Annotated in this window: 20 protein-coding genes; 5 read left to right on the top strand and 15 right to left on the bottom strand. The window is 52.1% G+C overall.

Features of this window, described 5'->3' with window-relative positions:
- Window positions 1–35 precede the first annotated feature (35 nt).
- Window positions 36–899, top strand: coding sequence for a CoA ester lyase (locus CAP48_RS02335; protein ID WP_100694392.1), 864 nt, complete (start codon window positions 36–38; stop codon window positions 897–899).
- 52 nt (window positions 900–951) lie between these two features.
- On the opposite strand, the gene CAP48_RS02330 is transcribed toward CAP48_RS02335, so the two are convergent.
- The 3 genes from CAP48_RS02330 to CAP48_RS02320 form a co-directional block, all read right to left on the bottom strand.
- Window positions 952–1,698, bottom strand: coding sequence for a sulfite exporter TauE/SafE family protein (locus CAP48_RS02330; protein ID WP_100694391.1), 747 nt, complete (start codon window positions 1,696–1,698; stop codon window positions 952–954).
- 155 nt (window positions 1,699–1,853) lie between these two features.
- On the bottom strand, window positions 1,854–3,233 hold the full coding sequence (locus CAP48_RS02325) for an acetyl/propionyl/methylcrotonyl-CoA carboxylase subunit alpha (protein WP_100694390.1): 1,380 nt from the start codon (window positions 3,231–3,233) through the stop codon (window positions 1,854–1,856).
- Window positions 3,234–3,243: 10 nt separating this feature from the next.
- Window positions 3,244–3,465: an acetyl-CoA carboxylase biotin carboxyl carrier protein subunit gene (locus tag CAP48_RS02320; protein ID WP_100694389.1), complete on the bottom strand. Its 222-nt coding sequence runs from the start codon at window positions 3,463–3,465 to the stop codon at window positions 3,244–3,246.
- A 138-nt stretch (window positions 3,466–3,603) separates the two neighbouring features.
- Here CAP48_RS02320 and CAP48_RS02315 point away from each other — a divergent pair, with 138 nt between their 5' ends.
- Window positions 3,604–4,479 (top strand): MaoC family dehydratase N-terminal domain-containing protein, encoded by an 876-nt coding sequence (locus CAP48_RS02315; protein WP_100694388.1) that lies wholly within the window; start codon window positions 3,604–3,606, stop codon window positions 4,477–4,479.
- Between the two features lie 172 nt (window positions 4,480–4,651).
- Here the strand turns inward: CAP48_RS02315 and CAP48_RS02310 are convergent, their stop codons facing one another.
- The 12 genes from CAP48_RS02310 to CAP48_RS02255 form a co-directional block, all read right to left on the bottom strand.
- A complete protein-coding gene (locus tag CAP48_RS02310; protein WP_100694387.1) occupies window positions 4,652–5,521 on the bottom strand; it encodes a TrmB family transcriptional regulator in 870 nt (289 codons plus the stop codon).
- A 321-nt stretch (window positions 5,522–5,842) separates the two neighbouring features.
- Complete coding sequence (locus CAP48_RS02305; protein ID WP_100694386.1) at window positions 5,843–7,324, bottom strand: tripartite tricarboxylate transporter permease; 1,482 nt, start codon at window positions 7,322–7,324, stop codon at window positions 5,843–5,845.
- 9 nt (window positions 7,325–7,333) lie between these two features.
- Complete coding sequence (locus tag CAP48_RS02300; RefSeq protein ID WP_161495178.1) at window positions 7,334–7,825, bottom strand: tripartite tricarboxylate transporter TctB family protein; 492 nt, start codon at window positions 7,823–7,825, stop codon at window positions 7,334–7,336.
- Complete coding sequence (locus CAP48_RS02295; RefSeq protein WP_100694384.1) at window positions 7,822–8,808, bottom strand: tripartite tricarboxylate transporter substrate binding protein; 987 nt, start codon at window positions 8,806–8,808, stop codon at window positions 7,822–7,824. Before CAP48_RS02295 ends, CAP48_RS02300 begins: the two co-directional genes overlap by 4 nt.
- Window positions 8,809–9,456: 648 nt before the next feature.
- A complete protein-coding gene (locus CAP48_RS02290) occupies window positions 9,457–10,803 on the bottom strand; it encodes an FAD-binding oxidoreductase (RefSeq protein WP_100694383.1) in 1,347 nt (448 codons plus the stop codon).
- A gap of 360 nt (window positions 10,804–11,163) precedes the next feature.
- Window positions 11,164–12,837 (bottom strand): GMC family oxidoreductase, encoded by a 1,674-nt coding sequence (locus CAP48_RS02285; RefSeq protein ID WP_100694382.1) that lies wholly within the window; start codon window positions 12,835–12,837, stop codon window positions 11,164–11,166.
- A 2-nt stretch (window positions 12,838–12,839) separates the two neighbouring features.
- Window positions 12,840–13,640 (bottom strand): shikimate dehydrogenase, encoded by an 801-nt coding sequence (locus CAP48_RS02280; protein WP_100694381.1) that lies wholly within the window; start codon window positions 13,638–13,640, stop codon window positions 12,840–12,842.
- A 51-nt stretch (window positions 13,641–13,691) separates the two neighbouring features.
- Window positions 13,692–14,690, bottom strand: coding sequence for a tripartite tricarboxylate transporter substrate binding protein (locus CAP48_RS02275; RefSeq protein ID WP_100694380.1), 999 nt, complete (start codon window positions 14,688–14,690; stop codon window positions 13,692–13,694).
- Window positions 14,691–14,792: 102 nt separating this feature from the next.
- Window positions 14,793–15,215: a carboxymuconolactone decarboxylase family protein gene (locus CAP48_RS02270; protein ID WP_100694379.1), complete on the bottom strand. Its 423-nt coding sequence runs from the start codon at window positions 15,213–15,215 to the stop codon at window positions 14,793–14,795.
- Window positions 15,216–15,337: 122 nt separating this feature from the next.
- Window positions 15,338–16,150, bottom strand: a complete 813-nt coding sequence (locus CAP48_RS02265) for an SDR family NAD(P)-dependent oxidoreductase (RefSeq protein ID WP_100694378.1) — start codon at window positions 16,148–16,150, stop codon at window positions 15,338–15,340.
- Window positions 16,147–17,094: an NAD(P)-dependent oxidoreductase gene (locus CAP48_RS02260; RefSeq protein ID WP_100694377.1), complete on the bottom strand. Its 948-nt coding sequence runs from the start codon at window positions 17,092–17,094 to the stop codon at window positions 16,147–16,149. The genes CAP48_RS02265 and CAP48_RS02260 overlap by 4 nt, the downstream gene beginning before the upstream one ends.
- Before the next feature lie 48 nt (window positions 17,095–17,142).
- A complete protein-coding gene (locus CAP48_RS02255) occupies window positions 17,143–18,114 on the bottom strand; it encodes a tripartite tricarboxylate transporter substrate binding protein (protein WP_100694376.1) in 972 nt (323 codons plus the stop codon).
- 161 nt (window positions 18,115–18,275) lie between these two features.
- On the opposite strand from CAP48_RS02255, the gene CAP48_RS02250 reads away from it, so the two are divergent.
- From CAP48_RS02250 to CAP48_RS02240, 3 genes are all read left to right on the top strand, one after another.
- The gene (locus CAP48_RS02250) at window positions 18,276–19,178 is read left to right on the top strand and encodes a LysR family transcriptional regulator (protein WP_100694375.1); all 903 of its coding nucleotides are present in this window, start codon (window positions 18,276–18,278) and stop codon (window positions 19,176–19,178) included.
- Between the two features lie 322 nt (window positions 19,179–19,500).
- Entirely contained in the window at window positions 19,501–20,949 is a 1,449-nt protein-coding gene (locus CAP48_RS02245) for an aldehyde dehydrogenase family protein (RefSeq protein WP_100694702.1), read from the top strand.
- Window positions 20,950–20,961: 12 nt separating this feature from the next.
- Entirely contained in the window at window positions 20,962–22,125 is a 1,164-nt protein-coding gene (locus CAP48_RS02240) for an iron-containing alcohol dehydrogenase (RefSeq protein WP_100694374.1), read from the top strand.
- The last annotated feature ends 6 nt before the right edge of the window (window positions 22,126–22,131 follow it).

Raw genomic sequence — 22,131 nt, 5'->3', positions numbered from 1 at the left:
GTTAAATACAAGAGCGTGAAAAAGAGAGGAAATGCATGAAACGAAAATTGCGAAGTGTGTTGTATGTCCCAGGAATCAATGAGAAAGCCATGCGTAAAGCGGCCACTCTGGCAGTAGACGCTGTGGTTTTTGATCTTGAAGACAGCGTTCTTTACGAAGGCAAGGCGCAGGCAAGAGACACCCTCTCACGGTTCCTGAAAAATCATCGAGATGAGCTGCACGGCAAGTATGTCGTGGTCCGAATCAATGGTCGCGATACCGAATTCTGGGATGCAGATTTGAATATGGTCAAGACCGTACGGCCCGATGCAGTACTCCTGCCCAAAGTCGTTCATTCGGATATCCCTAAGCTCGCCCGCGAAACGCTTGGTAATGACGGAGCCGAATCAACCGGAATCTGGTGTATGGTAGAGAACCCGACGGGCATTTTGAAGCTTGAGAGCATCGTCGAAAAAGGCTTGGCCGATGGTGTTGAATGCCTGGTACTCGGTACCAATGACCTGATCAAGGACAGCGATATTGACCCCGGCCCAGGGCGTGTTAATCTCATACCGTGGCTGGCACATGTAACACTCGTTGCCAAGTCATTCGATATCCCGGTTATCGATGGCGTGCTGAATAACATTCACGATCTTGACGCCTTGAAGGCGGAATCCGAAGTCGCCAAAGCGATGGGCATGAGCGGCAAAACCATTATTCACCCGCTACAGGTGGAAACTGTTAATAAATGCTTCAGCCCCACTGCCGCGGAACTGGAACACTGGAGACGTATTGTTCAGGCTTATGCACAACCTGAAAACGCCGCCAAAGGCGTCATCAATCTGGATGGGGTTATGGTCGAGCGGCTCCATCTGGAAATTGCCGAAAGGCGACTGCGTGATTACAGTCCCGATGTATAAGTGAACTACAAAGCAGCGGACATGACGGTAAACCGCAAGCGTCACCCGCTGTTTATATAGACAAAAGATAAACTCCCTGCGCCAAATAAACCGCGCCGATCACGATAAGTATGAACTTGGTCCATCGTCGGAACTGGGCATCGGACAGTTTTTCCAGAATACTGCGGCTCAGCGTGGTTCCCGCGACAGCCATAAGGATGCACAGTCCAAAGATCCACGCATCAATGCCTTCACCGCCAAGCGTATTGCCGGCGTGGAGAAAATAGACCAACTTCGCCAGGTGCGCCCCGGTCTGACAGACCGCTTTCGTAGCGACAACGGTACGCCGGTCGAATTCTGAACGAATGAAAAAGGCATCCAGCACCGGACCTGACACGCCGGCCACAAACTGAAGTAAGGCATTGAGGAAACCGCAAATCTCAGCTCCAAACGGACGGTCGGCCTGGGGAATCAGTCGGGACGGTACCAGCATGACAAGAAAGGGCACGCAACCTAGGCAAATCAAGACAGTGGCGCGGTCAGGCACGTAGCTCACGAAAAAAAACAGGGCACAGGCCGCCAGCAAACCGCCGGTGAAACGCACGAACACCCGAAAATCCGCGTAGCGTCGCCAGACAACAGCGCGCCACCCATTGGAGCTCATTTGTGTCACACCATGCAACACCATTGCCGTCGGCACAGGCAACACCAGCAGCAACGCACCCATTAGAATCATCCCGCCTGCCATGCCAAACGCCCCTGATATGAAGCCGGTGGCGAGAACGGACATGCCAATGAAAGCGGCGATCAGCAAATCCATATTAAGCCAATACAGAAGCGGCGCACAGAACAATGTCGGACAGGCCCGATCCGGTTCGGACAGAATCCGGGGGGGCGAGCCCTAAACGTTCTGGCCAGCTTGTCAAGATGCTGCATCATGCGGTTCTTCTCATTAAGCGCATTCTTTCTTGGCTGTTATGCCGCTTTCGCGCGCGTTGGCAACAAGGAATCCTTGTACTCTTCGATAAAGCCTGTACTGACCTTTCCATCGCGGAAAGCCGCATGCTTCATGCATGCGACAAGAAAGTCGAGGTTGGTTTTTATACCTTCTACCTTTACACCTTCCAGTGCACGAAGCATTATCTCAATGGCCTGCGTGCGGTCCACACCATAGGCGATGATTTTTGCAACCATAGGATCATAGAACGGCGTGATCTCGCCGCCCTGCTCGTAGCCTGTTTCGATTCTGATCTGTTCTGAATCGACTGCCGGCACGTCAAACACATTCAATTTGCCAGGAGAAGGCATGAAATTTTTCTCGGGGTTCTCAGCATACAGCCGGCATTCAATCGCGTGGCCATTTGACGATATCTCGTCCTGCTGCATTGCCTTTAACGCCTTCCCTGCGTATTGAAGCTGCATGGCAACCAAATCCAGGCCGGTAATCATTTCCGTCACAGGATGCTCAACCTGAATCCTGGTATTCATTTCCAGGAAGAAAAATTCCTGCGTATTGACATCAAAAATGAATTCGACCGTTCCGGCACCTTGATATCCAACGGATACCGCCAGGTCAATCGCAGCTTTCTGCATTTTTTTCCGGACGGTCAGTGGAATGTCCGGTGCAGGTGCCTCTTCGATGACCTTCTGAAAACGACGCTGCAAGGAGCAATCGCGCTCATACATATGCACCGCGGTGGTGTCAAAACCAAAAATCTGCACTTCCACATGACGCGCGCATGGGATGAATCGCTCCAGAAAAATCTCTTCGCTTCCGAAGGCTGCTTTGGCCTGCGATTGCGTTGCCGCTGCCGATGTGGTGAGTTTTGAAGGATCAAAAACCTGCCGCATGCCAATACCCCCACCTCCGGCGGCCGCTTTCACCAGCAAAGGAAATCCTACGGCTTCTGCTTGCTCCAGTAACGCCTCTGGGGTGGCGGCGTCCAGCCGTCCAGTCCCTGGAACGACCGGCACGCCGGCCTTAATCGCAAGTTCACGAGCATTCTGCTTATTCCCCATCGCTCTGATAGAGTCAGGGCGAGGACCGATCCACGTTAAGCCTTGCGCAATAACCGCCGTGGCAAACTCACTATTTTCGGCAAGAAAACCGTAGCCAGGATGCACCGCGTCTGCTCCAGTCTCGCGGGCCGCATCCAGAATTTTTGCGCTATCCAGATAACTTGACGCACTTCGTGCAGGGCCGACATGGACACTCTGGTCTGCCATACGAACATGCGGCGAGTTGGCGTCGGCGTCGGAATACACAGCCACAGATGCGATACCCAGCTTTCGACAGGCACGTATAACACGGCAGGCTATTTCTCCTCTATTAGCAATCAGAACCTTTTTAAGCATTTCGCTCTCCTTACGCTTCGATGCGGGCCACGACCGTCCCTTCCGTAACCGTCTCCCCTTCTTGAATAAGAATCTCTGTTACGGTGCCACTTTCCACAGCGATGACAGGAATCTCCATTTTCATGGATTCCAAAATCATGATCGGCTCGTCTTCCTCAACGTGTGATCCAACTTGTTGAACAATTTTCCATACGTTGCCCGTTATCTCGGTCTTGATATCTACTATTGCCATATTCTCCGTCCATTTTGTCGTTTATGTGTACACGTCCCTGGGAGAAATACCAGTAGTGCTCCTGCCAGCGTGCTTGACAACATCATATCGAAATTTTATAGTAGTTGCAATCACAACAACGAAATTAGGAGACTACCCATGACCCATGCACAAAATCTAGACAGTCACACGACCCTCGCAAATATTGAAGACTGGAAGGGTCGGCAACATATCGCACAGGAAATAATAGAGACGTGGCCGCTCAATGGCCTTGCCAGCCTTATCGACGGTCGTTCGGACATACCGGCTGTTGGCGCGCAGGGCGCGGTGCACCCCTGCGGCCACTGGCTTTACTTCGTCCCGGCGGTTCCCCAACAAGAGATAGATCTCGACGGACACCCGAAACGAGGCAGCTTTATTCCGCCCTTGCCACAATCAAGGCGGATGTGGGCAAAGAGCGTCATCACCTTTCATCACGACCTGCAGGTGGGCGCCCAAGTCGATAAAACCGCGATAATATCCAGCATTGAGACCAAAACGGGCAAATCAGGGGAGCTGGTATTTCTCGGAATTAATAATAAGTACGTGCAGGAAGGCCGCCTGCTACGTGAGGAAGACCAAACTGTGGTCTACAGAGACCACCAGGATTATGATGACGATATATTCACGCTCAAGGCCAAGCCTAACGCCGACTGGTCGGTTCCGGAACAACTCAATGCTGCAGAATTGTTTCGCTACTCTGCTGTCACTTTCAACAGCCATCGTATTCATTACGATGCGGACTATACGCGAAATGTGGAAAAGTACCCGGCGATCATCGTACAGGGCCAGCTCATTGCGACACTGGTGTTAAACCATGCCCTGGCGGCGGCCGGCGTTACCCGCTGCAGACAGTTTACCTTTAAGGCAGTCAAGCCGCTTTTCCTAGACCGCCTGTTTCTGATCGAAGGCCTGCGGATTGGCGATGACAAAATAGAGGCTTGGGCGCGGGAAGAAGATGGGAGGGTCAATATGCTGGCTGAAATTATTTTGTAGACAGCATATAACGGAACAATTCTTATTTTGGCTAGCGCCAGACCACTGCATGCTGGTAAGCAGCGTTGGGCGAAAACCCGGGACAACGCTGCTCCACAACGCGAGTGCCATAAGCCTCGATACAGGCAGGACAAAAGCTGATTTGGAACGCTAGCCTGATCCGAGAAGTTCACTACCCCGCAGATCTGTTGCCCTTCGTTGTGCGCTGCATGCCTGTATTTTCGTAAAATGAGGCCGCCTGTTCGGGCGTGTAAGCATCCAGCCGTAACTTGGCGAGATAGCGGCCGAACTCATCTGTGATCTGGTCACCGAATTTTTGGAAAATCTCGGCCATATAATAATCATGCCGAATCAGGGATGATGCCATGGTGACAATAGCAGGACTTCTGGTACGGGCACCAACATACTGGTCGGATGCGTTTACCGTAATCATTTCGTTAAAGTCAATGACAATCGTGAAAAGGTTATCTGCCTTCCCCATTCGCGTACCGTCATTTTCGTGAATATACACACGGCAGTTCGGACTATATTCGAATTCAGATTTATCTTTTCCAAACAGTACGATCATCACACGCATCCCCTTCTTACGTGCGGCTTTTTTCAGCGCGGCCGCGTGGTTGCGCAATACGCTGTCTGATGCTTTGATCCAAATGGACGTTGTGGCCGAGGCAAGCAGCTTGTCTATTTCAGCCGATGTACTCTCCTCGCCGCGCAGAATCCAAACATATTGATTCTCTACCTTTGGCGCCAGCCGTTCCAGGTTCGTCGCGGCACGATTACAGGTAGTGGCCGTCTGAGTAGCTAGCGATTCGAGCATACTCCTGGGATTTGCGGCCACATAGCATGTCGGACTTTCTGTCACTGGCAGTACAGCGCCTTTGCGCGCAAGCGCTTCCAGCGCGCTATAGGTATTAGAACGCGGAACCCCTGAAGCCTTTGAGATTTCATAGGCTGTTTTGGGCACGCCCGCAGCCATCAACGTCTCAAGATAGATTTTCGCTTCATATTCTGTGAAGCCCAAGGACTTGAGATCAGCAATCATACTGTTATCACCTGCCAGCAACGGACTAGTTGAGTCTTGCGATCGATGCAAATTGTGCCCCTTTTGAGCAATACGTTAATGTCTCGTGGACACGTAAATGGTAAAGGCCGTTTGTTTAATTGAATAATTGTACATTGCCGGAAGCAATTTTGCCTGCTGTCGACGAAAACCCGCCCCGCGACCGTCTACCTTTCAGCCGGGCAGTTCCCGTTAAAAGACGACACCCGTATCTGCTCTTATCGCCTGGGGAGAGCAGTTACGAACCAGTACTACACGGGTGGTCGCTTTCGTTCGGGATATTTCTGCATACAACACCAACTGTCAATTTTTTCCGGATTCTCGGTATTTTCTGATCAAGGGCACCAGGAACGAGGAGGCGGCCGCAAGCAACAGAATAAGACTGATCGGACTCAGGAAGAAAACGGTGTGACTGCCGTCTGCGACGACAAGCGCCCTGCGGTAATTGGACTCTGCCATGGGAACGAGCACAAGCGCCAAAACAATCGGAGCAGTCGGGATATCCAGCTTGCGAAGAACATAACCGATGATACCGAAAACCAACGTGACATACACCGGAAACATCGAGTTTGTAGAGGCAAAGGCACCAACAATCGACACACCAATGACGAGCGCTGCCAAAAGAGACTGAGGTACTGCCGTGACCTTGACCCAAAGTCGGGCGCCGAGCAGGCCCACGATAACCATAAGCGGGGTACCGATAAGAATAGAGGCAAAGATAGAATATGGAATCTCGGGGTTACTCACAAATAACATGGGGCCGGGCTGGATACCCTGGATCATTAATGCCCCGATCAAGACCGCTGCAGTAGCAGAGCCAGGAACGCCCAAGGCCAGCAAGGGAGCCAATGCGCCCGAAACCGCAGCGTTGTTGGCCGCCTCCGATGCGGCGACACCCGCGGGATTCCCTTCCCCGAATGCCGGTTCTTTGGTCCCGTTACGTCGCTTGGCGCTGCCGTACGAGATCAAGGAAGCGATTGACGCTCCCGCGCCGGGGATAACGCCTACAAAGTAACCGATGCCCGAGCTTCGCAAAATTGTTCCGATCAATGGGCGATATCGGGACACGTGCAGGGACCAAACGTTTCCTATGGTCACCTTCAGTGTTTTCGTGGTAGATCCCTCCAGCATGTACAGCGCTTCTGACACCGCGTATAAGCCCAGCAGCATTGGCACCAAGGGAATGCCTTCGAAGAAATCGGATGTAATGGCAAATCGAGGGACCCCAGTTATGGGATCCATGCCGATCACTGCTATTGCAATCCCAAGGAATAAAGCGAGCAAGCCCCGAAGAACCGAGCTGCCACCAAGGCTTGTCACCAAGCTCAGGCCAAAGAGCGCAAGCGCAAAATATTCCGGCGGACCAAATCTTAAGGCAAACTCGGAAAGCGGCACCGCAGTACCAATCAAAAGAATCGCACTCAATAAAGCGCCAATACCTGAACTAATGATGGAGACGTGCAAGGCCCAGGCTGCCTCGCCCCTTTTTGCCATCGGGTAACCGTCCCAGGATGTTGCCACCGCCGCTGCGGTGCCGGGGGTATTCAATAACACCGCAGTCACCGCCCCGGCATATTCAGCCGCCATATAGAGGCCCACCAAACCCACCATCGCTACAACCGGATCAACGCCATAGGTGAACGGAACGAGAAGCGCAACCCCCAGGCTAGGCCCCAGACCCGGCATCGCTCCTATTATATATCCGATTATGGTTCCGCCAAGCAGAGCAAGCAGAACATAAGGGTGGAGCACTAGCCCGAACCCTGTGATAAGACTCTCTATCAAAGCAAACTCCTAAGGAAACTCGATGTCCAGCAGAAAAGAGAAGCACACATGCACGAATACGACAAAGCCAACTGCTGTTAGCCCCAACATGAGTGGTCGTCGTTCGCCGCCCGCGAGCATGATGAGTGGTACTACGATGACCGAAGCAAGATAAAACCCTATGTGAGGCATTCCCCAAACCCATAGAAATGTTAGCGCTAGCGTAGCCAGAACGCCTAAGGGCTTTCGTATCGCAATAGCCGGCATGCTGTCGGATTTTCTCAAGAACGCGTGTATGATCAGGCCGATGCTGGCCAGAATCCCACCGGTGCAGGCGATAAGCGGCACACGGGCCGGCCCAACTTCGGCGGTGTTATATGCTGCAGGAAAAGCCATACTCTGCCAGGCCATCCAGGCAAAGCAGCACAAACTAAGCAGTGCCGCCAGCACCAGCGCGACCCTGGCGCTAAATACCAGCACGGTGGGCGCTCTATCCGTGGGATTGTTTAAGTGCGCACTCATTGGGTTATTCCCAGTTTGGATAACCATTCTTGTGTCTTTTTCGCGGATTCGTCGATAAAGCTACCGTACTGGCCGGGGCCGAGGTCGCCGGCCTCCAGGGCGGAACGCTTCATATACTCTTTGAATCGCGGCGATTCCATGGCCTTAAAGAAACCTTCAGCCAGTTTTTTCTGAATATCCTCAGGGATATCCTTCGGGCCATACAAGCCACGTATCTGTTTCCATGAAGTATCAACGTCATAACCCGCCTCTGCGTAAGTCGGAACATCCGGCATGCTGCTGACTCTGCTCTCGCTCATTACCGCCAGAATTCTTATACGTCCGGCAGAAACAAAGGCGAGTGTACCGCCCGGGTTGATGCTGACAGCATCGATATGTTTGCCCAGCACCGCTGTCGCAGCATCTCCCGAACCGGGATAGCTGACCCAGGTAACCGGCATGTCGGCTTTGTCGGCAAGAATGTGTACGGCGATGTTATGAGCAGCACCTTCCGCCCCATATCCGCCTATCTTGACTCGTTCCCCTGCTTTGGCGGCCTCTACCAGATCTTTAAGGGATTTATACGGACTATCGGCGTGCACGGCCAAAATATAGGGATCAACCTGATTGAGTGCGATCCATGAAAAATCCGCCGGCGTGTAGGTGTCCTTCAGGGTCGTCAGCATCGCCGTAATGTGTGAACTGGTGTTCACCCCACTGGTATAGCCGTCGGGTTCTGCCGAGTTGATGAGCGCCATCTGGGTAGCACCGCTTCCGCCCGGCCGGTTAACAACAACGACGGGTTTGCCGAAAACGGGCGTTGCCGCCTGGGCAAGCTCACGCGCAAATAGATCTGTAGACGAACCTGCAGCGGTATGAGCCACAATGGTGATGGGTTTGGCTGGAAAGTCATCGGCGTGCGCTATAAAGGGCGATAGCAGTAGGCTGGTTGCAAACAATGCGAATGCGCAGGCTCGCTGCAACTCGATATTTAAGCTCTTCATATGGAAGATGTCTCCTTTTATACGACCTTTTCGCAATCTCGGTGTGCTACCCACTTTTGGAAAACAGCAACCGATTGAATGGCGTGAAGCCGCTGGAATATTAATTGGGGCTCCTATCGCTTTATAGCGCCATGAGAGCCAACTACGACGCCCGACCGGAGTAGAGCAAAGTTCAGAATACACAAGAGTTGCTGCATTTACAACCACTATAAAATAGGTAATAACCCGCAATGATTTTTTTCTTCAGCGAAAGATCGGTGAATTGAACATGTCCAAAAAGCTTCCGACGCTGCATGGAAGCGGGCTCGAAGGCCGACGATTAAGTTGGCAAAATGCCACCGAGGGCCTGTGTTCCCTGCGCCCCTATTAGGTATTATTTCTGGGCAAGTCGGCGACAGTGCATCCTCACGGCATGACCGGATTTTATATGGTCCCGCACGCTAGAATAACCGTCGGCAATTCCACCCCGGAATCTTGCTTGACGCTATTTCCGTTGTCAGCTGCAATCATTCGAATCCTTTTCAGACAGCTGCCGCACAACTATCACGGTGGTGATTGTCCATCTCAATATGGGCGGCAAGACAAGGAGCAAGGGCTCCGTTCCAAAATGCGATAAGCCACGAACGACTTTTATTTCTCGTGCAGTTACTAAAGTGACGTACCCAACCGAATCGGGCTCCCATCGGTAAACCGGGAAAACCGAAAGCGATGCAGGTTATGTCCGGTCTCGTTGCCCTGGATCATATCTGAAATAACCCGGCCCATGCCCGGGCCGATGCCGAAACCATGACCGCTCATCCCTGTCGCAACAACAAGACCGGGATGAGTAGGCACCCAATCAACAATCGGAACCGCATCGGGCATCAGATCAATCATCCCGGCCCAGCTTTTTTGAAAATGAACATCTTCCAATTGAGGAAAGAGCTGTTTGAACCGTCGTTCGATGGTGCGCAGGTCCGCTGCATCGGGCTCAGGATTGAGCACGCGCATGCTCTCGAAAGGGCTGGGTATATCGGGCGTCCAGTCGCGGGGCGTGCCCCAGCTGTCGGGATACCCTGCCGGCGCCCAGAGCGCATAGCGGGTGCCCAGCGGATCGTCCTTGATAGCCGGAACATATTTTGCGGCATGCCTGAACGCATCCGGTCCAAGGTAAAGCCGGTGGCTGCCGGCCGGGGCAAGCGTATAGCCACCATCCAGCCTGCGTCGAAAAGCCAGGTGCTTTTCCGCAGCAGCGCCGGCGTGAAACTCGGGCATTGGCTGCGTGGCCACCACCGTGGCCTTGACCGAAAGCTGGGGAATGGTAATCCCGTGTTTTCTCAGAAAAAGCGATGACCAGGCGCCCCCGGCCAGCACGACGGACGACGTTGCAATATATCCTTGCTCGCTCCAAACCCCGGCGATGCTGCCCGCAGCCATCTCAAGCGTTCTGGCAGCGCAATTTTCGACAATGGCCACTCCCTTGTCCCTGGCCAGCCTGGCCAGGGCCGGAACAGCCAGCGAGGGCTCGGCCCGCATATCCGAAGGCGTTATCATCGCGCCCTTGAATGCACCAGATATAGTGCTGATCAGCAGTGGGACTTCGCCTGCATCAAGCATCCGGGTATCCATGCCGTGCGCTGCGGCCAGCTTGGTGAACGCGTCAAACTGCGCCATTTCCTTGTCGGAGCTGGCCAGATAGGTCACGCCGGTCTGGCGAAGCCCGATATCTTCTCCACATTCCTGCACCAGTTGTTGCCACAAGCGGGCTGCCTCGATCATGATCGGCAGCTCGTCCTCATCCCTGCCCTGCTTTCGAATCCAACCCCAGTTGCGCGACGACTGCTCGGCGGCGACGCGGCCTTTTTCCAAAACCACTACCGATACGTTCTGCTGTGCCAGATAAATTGCGGTTGTAATACCGATAATGCCGCCGCCGATGATCACGACCTCCGCAGATTTCGGTGGCGGGCCTGTGTAGACGATTCGGTCTGTATCTGAGAAAGGGAAGGCGTTCACGTATCGAGTTTCAAAATGAATGAGATTGGCTGGATTAGCACGCTGCGACGAGAAGTCTGGTTAGTTTAACTTCTAATCAAGCGACGCGTTGGCGGCCAAGCAATCTTTTGCACGATTAAATATGAAGTGGCTCTAGCGGCCCGCGTCTTTAATCTGACATCGTAGGGAACTGCCCGGGTCTATCGTCGAATCTAATGATACGGACACTTTGTTGAGGTTTATTTGCAAAATGATCGATGCCCTCATTGGGGAGCCGGCAAGACCCACCATATCAAATCGGACGGGCTACCAAATTGACAAAGAGGCAGTTAACTATCAACCTGAATTTGCTTTTTTTGAAAGATGATATTCGTCACCGGGTCACTTCGGTGCATCTGAAAGGACCAGATCAGCTCCTTTTTCAGCAATCATCATGACAGCAGCCTGTGTATTGCCAGAAACAATCGTCGGCATGATCGACGCATCTACAATGCGTAAGCCAGTCAATCCGCGCACCCTCAATTTGTGGTCGACCACCGCGTCCACGTCCTGGCCCATCCGGCATGTACCGACGGGATGGTATATCGTTTGTCCGTTGCGACGAGCAAAATCCAACCACTCATCATATCGTTGCACCTGGTCGCCAGGATTAATTTCATGGTCAATAAATTTCTGCAATGCCTGCTGCTGCACGATGCGTCTGACCGCTTGCATTCCCCCAATCAAGCTATCCTTATCTTCCTGTTCGTCCAAAAAGTTCGGTTTGATGGCAGGAGGGCATAAGGGATTAGCATTTTTTACATGGATCGTGCCTTTTGATTTTGGACGCAACTGAGATACGCCGATTGTCATTCCGGGTTCACGGTCCAGCTTTCGGTCCGCCGCATTGGCGTAACTTGCATGCACAAAAAAAAGTTGAACATCGGCAAGCGGTATATCAGAGCGGCTCTTGATGAAACCGTAAGCCAAACCGGTTCCCAGCGATAGGATTCCGCGCCGCTGTAAGAAGTATTTTGCAACCGCAGCAACCAAATTCGGCCCTCGACTTAACTCATTGAGCGTTCGTGTATTTTTGACCCGCCAGTTCATCCGTGTACAAAAATGGTCTACGTAATTTGACCCTACTCCCTGTAAGACGTGGTTGACCTGGATCCCCGCTTTATCCAGGCAATCTGGCCTTCCTATTCCTGACAGTTCAAGCAGATGGGGGCTCTGTATTGCACCTGCGGCAAGAATAGTTTCAATTCTGGCAGTGACATCCTGCGTTGCTCCACTTCGATTTCTGTAGGTTAGACCAACGCAACGTTTGCCCTGCAAGTTGACACGCAACACATGTGCATTAGTACGAATATGTAAGTTGCGACGACGTCGTGCCGGGGTAAGATAGCCATCAGCCACACTCCAGCGGCGCCCTTTTTTCTGCAAAACTTGATAGTATCCAACCCCTTCCTGATCCGCGACATTGTAATCACAGTTTAGAGGGAGTCCATGCTCTTGAGCGGCTTGCAAAAAAGCCGTGGAAAGAGGAAATCTCTCACCAACTTCACTGATATGCATAGGACCAGCATTGCCCCGTTTCGCATATTCAACAGCTGGTCCATCACGCTCTTTCATCTGGCGACCCATTGCCTGGGTCCCATTTCCATAGGGCACCGGGTTGTAATTCTCGATTTTTTCGAAATAAGGCACTACCTGATCATACGACCATCCAACTGCACCTTTATTTACCCAACCATCATAATCTTCACGCGTGCCTCGTACATAAATCATTCCATTTATTAATGTTGAACCTCCGAGTCCTTTACCACGTGGCACTGCTATAGTACGACTCAACGTGTTGGCTTCAGGCTCAGTATGAAAGCCCCAATTGAATGCCTGGTTAGTCATCAATTTTGAAAACCCGGCAGGGATGGGAATCCAAAAGTTACGCGCTTCTGTCCCTGCCTCCAGCAACAATACGCTGTAACGGCCGTTCGCAGAAAGCCGATTGGCAAGAATGCAACCAGCAGCGCCTGCTCCGACAATGACATAATCGAATTCGTGGGTCTCTTCCATCACTAAACACCGTACTCCTGGCCCAACATGTAATTGACCATTAGCTCAGCCTGATGTGTCAACATATGAAAGCCTTCATGCACATGACAGCCACGCTCCGCTGCAATATCCATTATCTTCGTTCTTTCGGGCTTCATTATAATTTCGGCAACGAGTTGGCCCGACTTCAGCAAATCGGCCGGAAATGGCAGCTCATCACCTGCCCTCATCCCCAAGGATGTTGAATTGATGATCATGTCAAATCCCTGTGGATTTGTGTCTCCTGCGACAACCCTGACGGCCGGGAAAAACTCGCCAATCCGCGCGGCTAAATTTTCAGCTTTTGCTCTCGTCCGATTGGCAATCGTCAGACTCCTGACTCCTGCTTCTGCTAAAGCATATCCAATGGCAGCAGCTGCGCCACCAGCGCCCACCAACAAAACGTGCCGCCCGCCAGGGCCCCAGCCTTCGGCCGCCAACCCTCGCACGAAACCTCGTCCATCGAACATATCTCCTACAAGTCGACCATTCTCTTCTCGCCGAATTGTGTTGACAGCGCCAATATTTTGAGCTGCAACACTGACCTCATCGCATAAATGCAACGCTATAGTCTTGTGAGGGACCGTCACAATAAACCCGCCCATGTTATTGAATCCTCGAAATGCTTCAAATGCTTTAGGCAACGCTTCTGTGTCTACCTGCATGGGTACCAAAATGGCATCTAGCCCTCGTTGCTCGAATATGGTGTTGAGTACTTGGGGGGTTCTCACCTGAGCTACCGGATTAGCTATAATGCCGAACAATTGCGTATGACCTGTAATCATCACCTTATCTTCCTTGCCTGACGACCTAATAAATTCATGTTGTGCTGTAACTCAGCGACTGGATTGTGGTGGAACGCCGGCCTTCTTAAGCAATTCGTTCCATTTAGCAACTTCCGATTTCAAGAGTGTACTGGCCCCTTCTAAGGAACGAGACTCCTCGCTCGGGACCGAGAGACCCATCTCGGCATATCTTTTCCTGACATCAGGCCGTTGGAGAACATGGTTGACCGCGGCATTCAATTTATCAAGCACATGTTGTGGAACACCTTTAGGCACGAGCATCATGTTCCAGATGCTATATCTGAGATTCGGATGGCTGCTTTCCGCTGCCGACGGAACTTCCGGAAGCACAGAGACACGCTCGCTACTCATGATGACCAAGGGCTTTGCCTTCCCCGAAGAGGACGTACCAACTGCGGTGCTACTGCTTTCGATGGTGTAATCGATAATTCCACCCATGACATCAGTGATCGCTTGCGATGCTCCCCTATAATGTACCGGTTCAATTTTCAAGCCGAGCTCCGTCTTCAATACAATGTCGCCCAGAAATGAACCAGAGCCCACCCCGGCTGTACCCGAATTCATTTCTTTGCCATGTGCTTTAGCATACTTTATGAAATCCTCGAAATTGCTAACGGGTAAATCTCCACGAACCGTCAATACCTGGGGGGCGTCGCCCACAGACGCCACTGGTGTAAAATCTTCAAGAATATCGTACGGAAGTTGAGTATATAACGACGCATTTGCAGCAAGGGTGCCCACATTTCCGAGCAGCATCGTGTAACCGTCAGCAGAGGAGCGGGCTGCCCTGGCTTGCCCAATTGAGCCGCCCGCACCAGGCAGGTTGGTTACGATGACCGACTGACCGAGTTCTTTAGTCATACCTTCTGCAATCGAACGGGTCAGAACATCTGTCGCGCCTCCTGCCGTAAACGGTACGATGATTGTTATTGGGCGAGACGGAAAAGTTTCGGCGTGCAAAGTCAACGGGATGAATGCCGCGCTTGCAGATATCACACAGAGTAAAAATTTTAGTAATTTCTTATTCATTCTGGTCTCCTTTATTTGAGTAGGATGCCGTGGCTGCAGGCTTACTATTTTTGTTCAACTTGTGCCGTACACGCCGCATCATTTTCCGGTTGGCGTTTGTTGCTATTGACCTTCTTTTCTGGCTCGCTGATCCAGCACTTCTTTAGCCACACGGAAACCATCCACTGCAGCCGGCATACCGCAGTAGCAGGCGGCCTGAAGCAATATTTCCTGCAACTCTTCTTTCGTCCAGCCATTATTCAATGCGCCATTGATATGTAAGGCAAGCTCGTTGGGGCGTCCCAGTGCGATCAGAACACTCATTGTCACCATGCTGCGATGCTTGAGACTTAAGCCGGGCCTGCCCCACACCGCCCCCCAGGCCAGACCCGTTACAGCGTCCTGCAGTGGCTGCATGAAGTCATCTTCTTCAGCACGTTTTATGCTTGCGTCCACATAATCGTCCCCTAATGTCTGGCGGCGGTTCCGATGGCCAAGCTCCACGACATCATTGGTTACCGGGTTAAATTTTTTTATATCAGACATAAAATATTCCTCTCGTTAAGTGTTCTGTTTCTGCTTGAGTAGAGTGAGCGTATATCGCCCTCGACATACCTTGAAATGATTCTTTCGTGAGCCACGCTGGCATCGGCCCTTATTTCTGGCTATTAACGAACGATATTTACCAGCGCACCACCATCCACCGGCAGTTCCACGCCAGTGACAAATCCGGCCTCATCCGAGGCCAAAAAGACGGCTGCATTGGCAACATCCCACGCCGTACCCATGCGGGAACGAAGTGGAACTCTTGCATTGCGTTCGCTGACCACTTCTTCTCGTGGTTTTCCAAACGACACGGCCCGCGTATCCACTGCCATCGGCGTATCAATCAGGCCGGGCAGTATCGTATTGGCTCTGATACCATATTGTGCGTTCTCGATAGCGAGCTGCTTTGTATAAGCAATCATCGCCGCTTTAGTAGCCTTGTAGGTTACCCAAGGGTACCGTTGCCAAGCGGAAACAGAAGAGACAGTCAAAATTACGCCACTTTGTTGCTTGCGCATAACGGGTAGCACGTGCTTGCAGGCCATCACACATCCACGCAGATTTACCTGCGTGATAAAGTCGAACGCATCTTCGGTAATGTCGGTTGCGTTAGCATCCTTACCTGCGACACTCACTCCCACGTTGTAGTGCAAAACATCAATGCGACCCCACTTTCGCTCGGCCGCAGCAATGGCGTCCATCAAATCGGATTCCTTACGGACATCCGCGCAAAAGGGCTCAATTTCCAGCGCATTATATTTTTCTCGCGCAATATTGCAGGTTTCCTCAGCTGCGTCCAATGATCGGTCCACGGCCAGAATGCGTGCGCCTTCCTGCGCAAAGCGAAGCACTGTTGCTCGGCCATTGCCCAATCCAACACCCGGGCTTTGGCCGGCACCGATGATGACTGCTACCTTTTTTTCAAGTCTTTTCAAGTCGATTCCTTTTTTTCGTCATCCAAAGCGGTTCGGCCTCGTATCTGTACATTTGCCCACTGCTCCATATACAGAATGAGCGCGGTAAAATCCAGGTCGGCACCACCCTGAGTGATCGCATACTCCCACATCTGATGGGTATTACGTCCCACCCACAGCGGTACACCCAGTTGCTCGGCTTCGGCCAGCCCCAAAGCCACGTCTTTGTGAATCGTACGAATCGTGGCGCCATAATCAAATGTTCGTGGCAGAATGGATTTTGGAATTTTGTCGGTCGTGGCACTGTTACGTCCAGTACTGGCGTTAATAACGTTGACCATCGTCTCACCATCAAGGCCTGCTTTCGCACCCAAAACCAGTGCCTCATACGCCGATGTCATATTGGCAGCAGAAATTAGGTTGTTGACCAACTTCATCATCTGGCCTAAACCCGGCATATCACCGATTCGGAACACGTTGCCTGCGAGGATATTTAATTGACATTGAATGCTGTCGCAAAACCGCGGATCGCCCGCAACCATGATTGATAGCGTTCCCGCGTCAGCGCCTTTAGGACCACCGCTCACTGGTGCATCCAGCACAGTCACACCATGCTCCTTCAACCGCTGAGCGATATCCATGACTGCCGAACGGCCAATCGTCGACATTTCAATGTAGCCGCGGATGGCACGCCCGCCGCATACGCCGTCTTGGCCATACGCAACTGTCCGACTAATCGTTGCATCAGGCAGGCACGCGTACACTATTTCCGCCGTGTCAGCTACCGACCGGGGCGAATCATGGGCGATCGCGCCCAGTTCGACTAGCGATTTCACTCTGGCGAAATCGGGATCGTAAACCTGCAATGATATACCGCTAGCCACCAGACGCCGTGCAATAGCCGATCCCATTGCACCCAACCCTATAAAACCGGTAACGAGTTCTGTACTAGTTTTCTTTTCCATTATTCAATTCTCAGTGATGACGACCGACCCTCAAAGTCATCGCAATGTTTATTGCATATCCAGATCTTTAAGTTGTGACTCCAATGCCTGATAGTCATTGCGAAAGAGCTTATCGAAATCGGCTGGCGTGCCCTTCTGCGGAACCATTCCCTGCTGTTCCAATGTGTCCCGGAAGGTTGGATTTTCGAGTGCTTTATTGATTGCAGCATTGATCGTATCAACTGTATCTTTTGACATTCCCTTCGGACCAAAAATGCCATACCAGGTAACGACATTGAAATCGGCATATCCTTGTTCTGCGATTGTAGGAACGTCAGGGTAGGCATGCACTCGCTCCTTGGAGGACACAGCCAGCGGAATCACGCGTTTTCCATCAAGAAACGACTTTGCCGAACCAATCGATCCTCCAACCACGTCGACATGATCACCCACTAGATCGGTCAATGCCGGATTCGAGCCTTTATAGGGCACATGATTCATTTGGGCGCCAGCCGATTTTTTCAGCATTGCAAGCAATAAGTGCGACATACTGCCCTTTCCCGACGTACCAAAAGTGACGGTACCCGGTTGGTTTTTAGCAGTATCCAGCAACTGACCAATATTCTGATATTTGGAATTGGCGCCAGACACTAAAATCATTGGAGAATCGGCAACATGCGCAATGGAAGTAAAATCGTCCAGAGCGTTGAAACTCGTTTTGGGCTGCAAAAGCGGCATGATGGCAATGTTTTCACGCAACGCCAGAATAATTTCGTGTCCGTCCGGCTTGCCGCGTGCCACCGCACTTAGCGCAATTGCTCCATTCCCTCCTGGACGATTTTCGACGACTACATTCCAGCGCTCACCTTTGTTTAATTCATCAGCCAACTGACGAGCAAGAATATCTGTACCACCACCGGGGCTGAATGGAACGACTAGGCGAACAGGTTTGTCAGGAAACGCGTGTGCCACAGTGACAAAAGCAGTCATTGAAAGCGCACAGCAGAAGGCCGCTGAAGCGATTGATCTTGTTCTAAACATGTATCCTCCAAATTTTGCGGCGCTCTTATGACACCTTTTTTTGTCTAATCGAAATATTCCGATTGAAATAAGAAAACAAATTATAGAGGGGGGCAATCAAAGTGTGTATGATCAGAAATGCATAGTAGCTTTGTCGAATTTTCATTGATAGAGATTTCCAGATGAGTGGTCGAGCAGAAGAAATAGAAGTGTTTATCCAAATTTACGACAGCAAAAGTTTATCGGCCGCCGGCGCAGTCAGTGGTCGAGCGCCCTCTGCGGTCAGTCGTATTCTCCAGCGTCTCGAAAATCGTTTGGGAACCCAACTGTTCTATAGAAATTCGCGTAATGTCCGCCCAACTGACGAAGGAGACGTCTTCTACCAGCACTGCGTTGAAGCATTGAAGCTGCTTGATGCGGCAGAAGCGAGCGTATCAAATAATGGGCTGGAGTCAGGCGTGCTACGCGTCAACCTTTTGCCTTCGTTCGCAACGTATCAACTGGCACCGCTCATGCCAGAGTTCCACGCCCGCCACCCGAAATTACGCGTAGAGTTCATGCTGGGAGCCCGCCCTTCGGATCCTCTTGAACAAGGAATTGATGTCGCGCTATATAGCGGACATCAACCTGACTCGTCCCTCGTAGCACGTCGATTAACGACTACGCGCTGGATGCTTGTCGCCTCGCCTGCCTATTTAGCCAGCCGAGGCACACCCGTTGTTCCTCAGGACCTTGCTGAACATACATGCCTGAGCTTTGCCTTTGATACGTGGTGGAATACGTGGAGTTTTCGTAATACATCCCAAAATAGCGTAAATACAAAACCCTCTATGGTCTCCGACCAAGGGGAGATGCTGCTGTCTCTTGCATTGGCTGGTATGGGAATCACACGACTGGCCCACTATCACATACATGGGCACCTGGCAGACGGTCGCTTGGTCCAGATTCTTGAAGACTATGCCGATCCAACCGAAGAACCTATCTATCTGCTCTATCGGTCCCGTCATAATCTGAGCTCCCGATTGAAAATATGGATCGAATTTCTGGAAGAAAAATTCAGCGGCCGGCCGCCCTGGCTTCGCTGAACGTTCCGGCGCGAGTCAGGTTCCTTTTCTTTCAATAACAATCTAACCATAGCGATTCCTTTCCGTTTACGAACACAACGGTTAAACGCAGCTCGCTATCGCCTGAATTTATGTCTTCTTGATTAAAACGCTTCATTATTTATAACATAAACTCTGTTTAAATAGAAATTAACAACTGTAAGTTAATTTACACAGCATTTCTACCCTCTATCTTAACTAGTTTTCTCGTTTTTCCAAAATTTAAAATTAGCGCTAATTTATGAAACGTTTCATATACAATGAATTATTGCGAATAAATATTGAACGCGTGGAGAGCAAGAAAATGTCCAATACAGTAAGCACAAACGAATGGAAGGTACCCGAAGGCTGCCTGGTAAATGGGAAATGGGTGGAAACCGCCCAGCAGTTCTCCGTACTCGATAAATTCAGCGGCGCCACCATTGCTCAGGTGTATGCAGCAGATCAAGATCTGGTCGCAACAGCAATACGTAGCTTGCGTCTGGCGGTTGGTGCTGGTGCGCCCGCTCCGCACGAACGCGCGCAAGTACTGCGCCGCGCCGCTTTTGGACTGGAAGCCCACCGAGATCGGATCGCGAACGTCATGGTGGCCGAAGCCGGCTTTGTCACCAGCGACGCGCATGGGGAAATTGATCGCGCTATTATTACGCTAAACCTGTCCGCGGAAGAAACCACACGGCTGATTGGCGGCATGGTGCCCTTTGCGGCCAGTCCAGGCGCGCACAACCGCGTCGGCTTTACCGTTCGTTATCCGGTAGGCGTAGTGTGCGCCATCACGCCGTTCAACTCACCGTTGAATACGGTACTGCATAAAGTGGCCCCTGCCTGGGGTGCCGGCAATGCCATTGTGCTCAAGCCTTCCGCCTACACGCCGCTCACCTCTGCATTACTGGCCGACATCCTGCTGGAAGCCGGCATGCCGCCTGAATTTCTGTCTGTTTTGCAAGGAGAAGGCGATACGGTCGGCTCCTGGCTACTGAAAGAAGAAGCGATCGCCTTCTATACTTTCACCGGCAGCACTCGAGTTGGCCACATCATTCAGGCAGCAGCAGGATTGCGCCGCACACAGATGGAACTAGGCAGCATTGCAAGCACCGTGCTTTGCGCCGATGCGGATCTTGAAAGCGCCATTCCAAAAATTGCCAACGCGACCTTCCGCAAGGCTGGTCAGGTCTGTACCTCGGTACAACGCCTTTATGTCGAACGCAGCATTGTGGACGACGTCGCTGAACGATTGGTGAGAGCGGCTGCCACACTACCCGCCGGCGATCCTCGTAACCCCGCTGTACGGGTCGGGCCATTAATCACCGAGGAGGCCGCCATAAGCACCGAGAGCCGGCTAGCGCAGGCACGCCAATTGGGTGCGAAAGTACTGTGTGGCGGGGAACGGCAGCGTTCGGTCATTCAACCTACTGTACTTATAAATGTACCGGATGAAAGCAATGCCTGGTGCCAGGAGGCTTTCGCGCCGCTTGTCGCCTTGCGCCCTTTCGATACCTTTGAGGAAGCACTGGAAAGCGCCAACGCCACTCCCTATGGCCTATCGGCAGGCGTATTCAGTCGGGATATTAATCGCTGCATGAAAGCCGCCCGCACGCTCCGCTTTGGAACCGTTCAGATCAATGAAACGTCCAGCGCCAGATCCGATATCATGCCCTTCGGAGGCGTGAAAGACAGCGGATTCGGCAAGGAAGGCCCATGGCACGCCATGCGTGAAATGACAGAAGAGCGCCTCATCGTCATCAATCCCTAATCCGAAACCATTATGTCACCAACAGAACTTAGTCATTTTTTCTGCCCAACCTCTATTCACATCGGCGTGGGCAGCTACCGAAAAGTAACAGATAGTCTACGCCGCTGGAAAGTTAGCCATTTAATGGTGTTGCTGGATGCAGCCCTGCTCAAGAGCAGTTTCTATGCCGACATCGAAAATCTGCTGAAGGAAGAAGTTGAGCATTACGAAATCTACACAGATATCGAACCGGATCCTAGCGCCCACACTGTGGAGAAAGCCTACCAGGTATGCCGCGACAGCGGCGCCACCGTTCTATTGGCGATCGGCGGCGGCAGCACAATCGACGTAGCCAAGGCGGTCGGCATTCTGGCCACCAACGGTGGGAAAATTCATGATTACGAAGGTATCGAAAAATTCAGCACGCCCCCCTTGCCGCTCATTGCCATTCCAACCACTGCCGGTACCGGGTCGGAAGTTTCGGGCTCTTGCGTAATCACCGACACAGAGAGAAATCTGAAAATGTCGATACGTCATGCCTCCTTAAACCCCGCGGATGTGGCGATTCTCGACCCCCTGGCCTTACGCACCGTGCCGCAGCATGTTGCCGCCCATTCGGGGTTGGATGCCTTCGTTCACGCTTTTGAGTCATATATCTCACGCCAGGCCAATCCGTTCACGGACGCGATCAACCTACATGCACTCACATTGATTTCGGGTAGTATTCGTCCATTTACAGCTAACCGGAACAACCTGACTGCGAGCCTCGATATGTTGTGCGGATCCGCGTTGGCCGGCATGGCCTTCGGACAAACCGGCCTGGGGAACGTGCACTGCATGGCGCGATTCGTCGGCTCCTATTTTCATTTGTCTCACGGCTTGTCCAATGCCCTTTGCCTGCCTCATGTCGCGGCATTCAACCTGCCAGCCAACTCTGCCAAGTACGCAAAGGTCGCGCAGGCTATGGGGGAGCACGTACAGGGCATGCCGGAACGTCTTGCGGCTCACAAGGCGCTGGAATCAATCCGCTCGCTATGCACGGATCTGGACATCCCGTCGCGATTGCGCGAGGCCGGCGTACAGGAAGACAAGCTGGACGAAATGGCCGAGCTTTGTGTTCGTGCCAACTACAACCGCTGGAACCCCAGAGACACTTCTTTGCACGATTTCCAAAGGTTGTTTCACGAAGCTTTCTAGTCAAAT

Source organism: Advenella sp. S44 (assembly GCF_002810445.1).
Lineage (GTDB): Bacteria > Pseudomonadota > Gammaproteobacteria > Burkholderiales > Burkholderiaceae_B > Advenella.
This window is presented reverse-complemented; position numbering and strand designations above follow the sequence as displayed.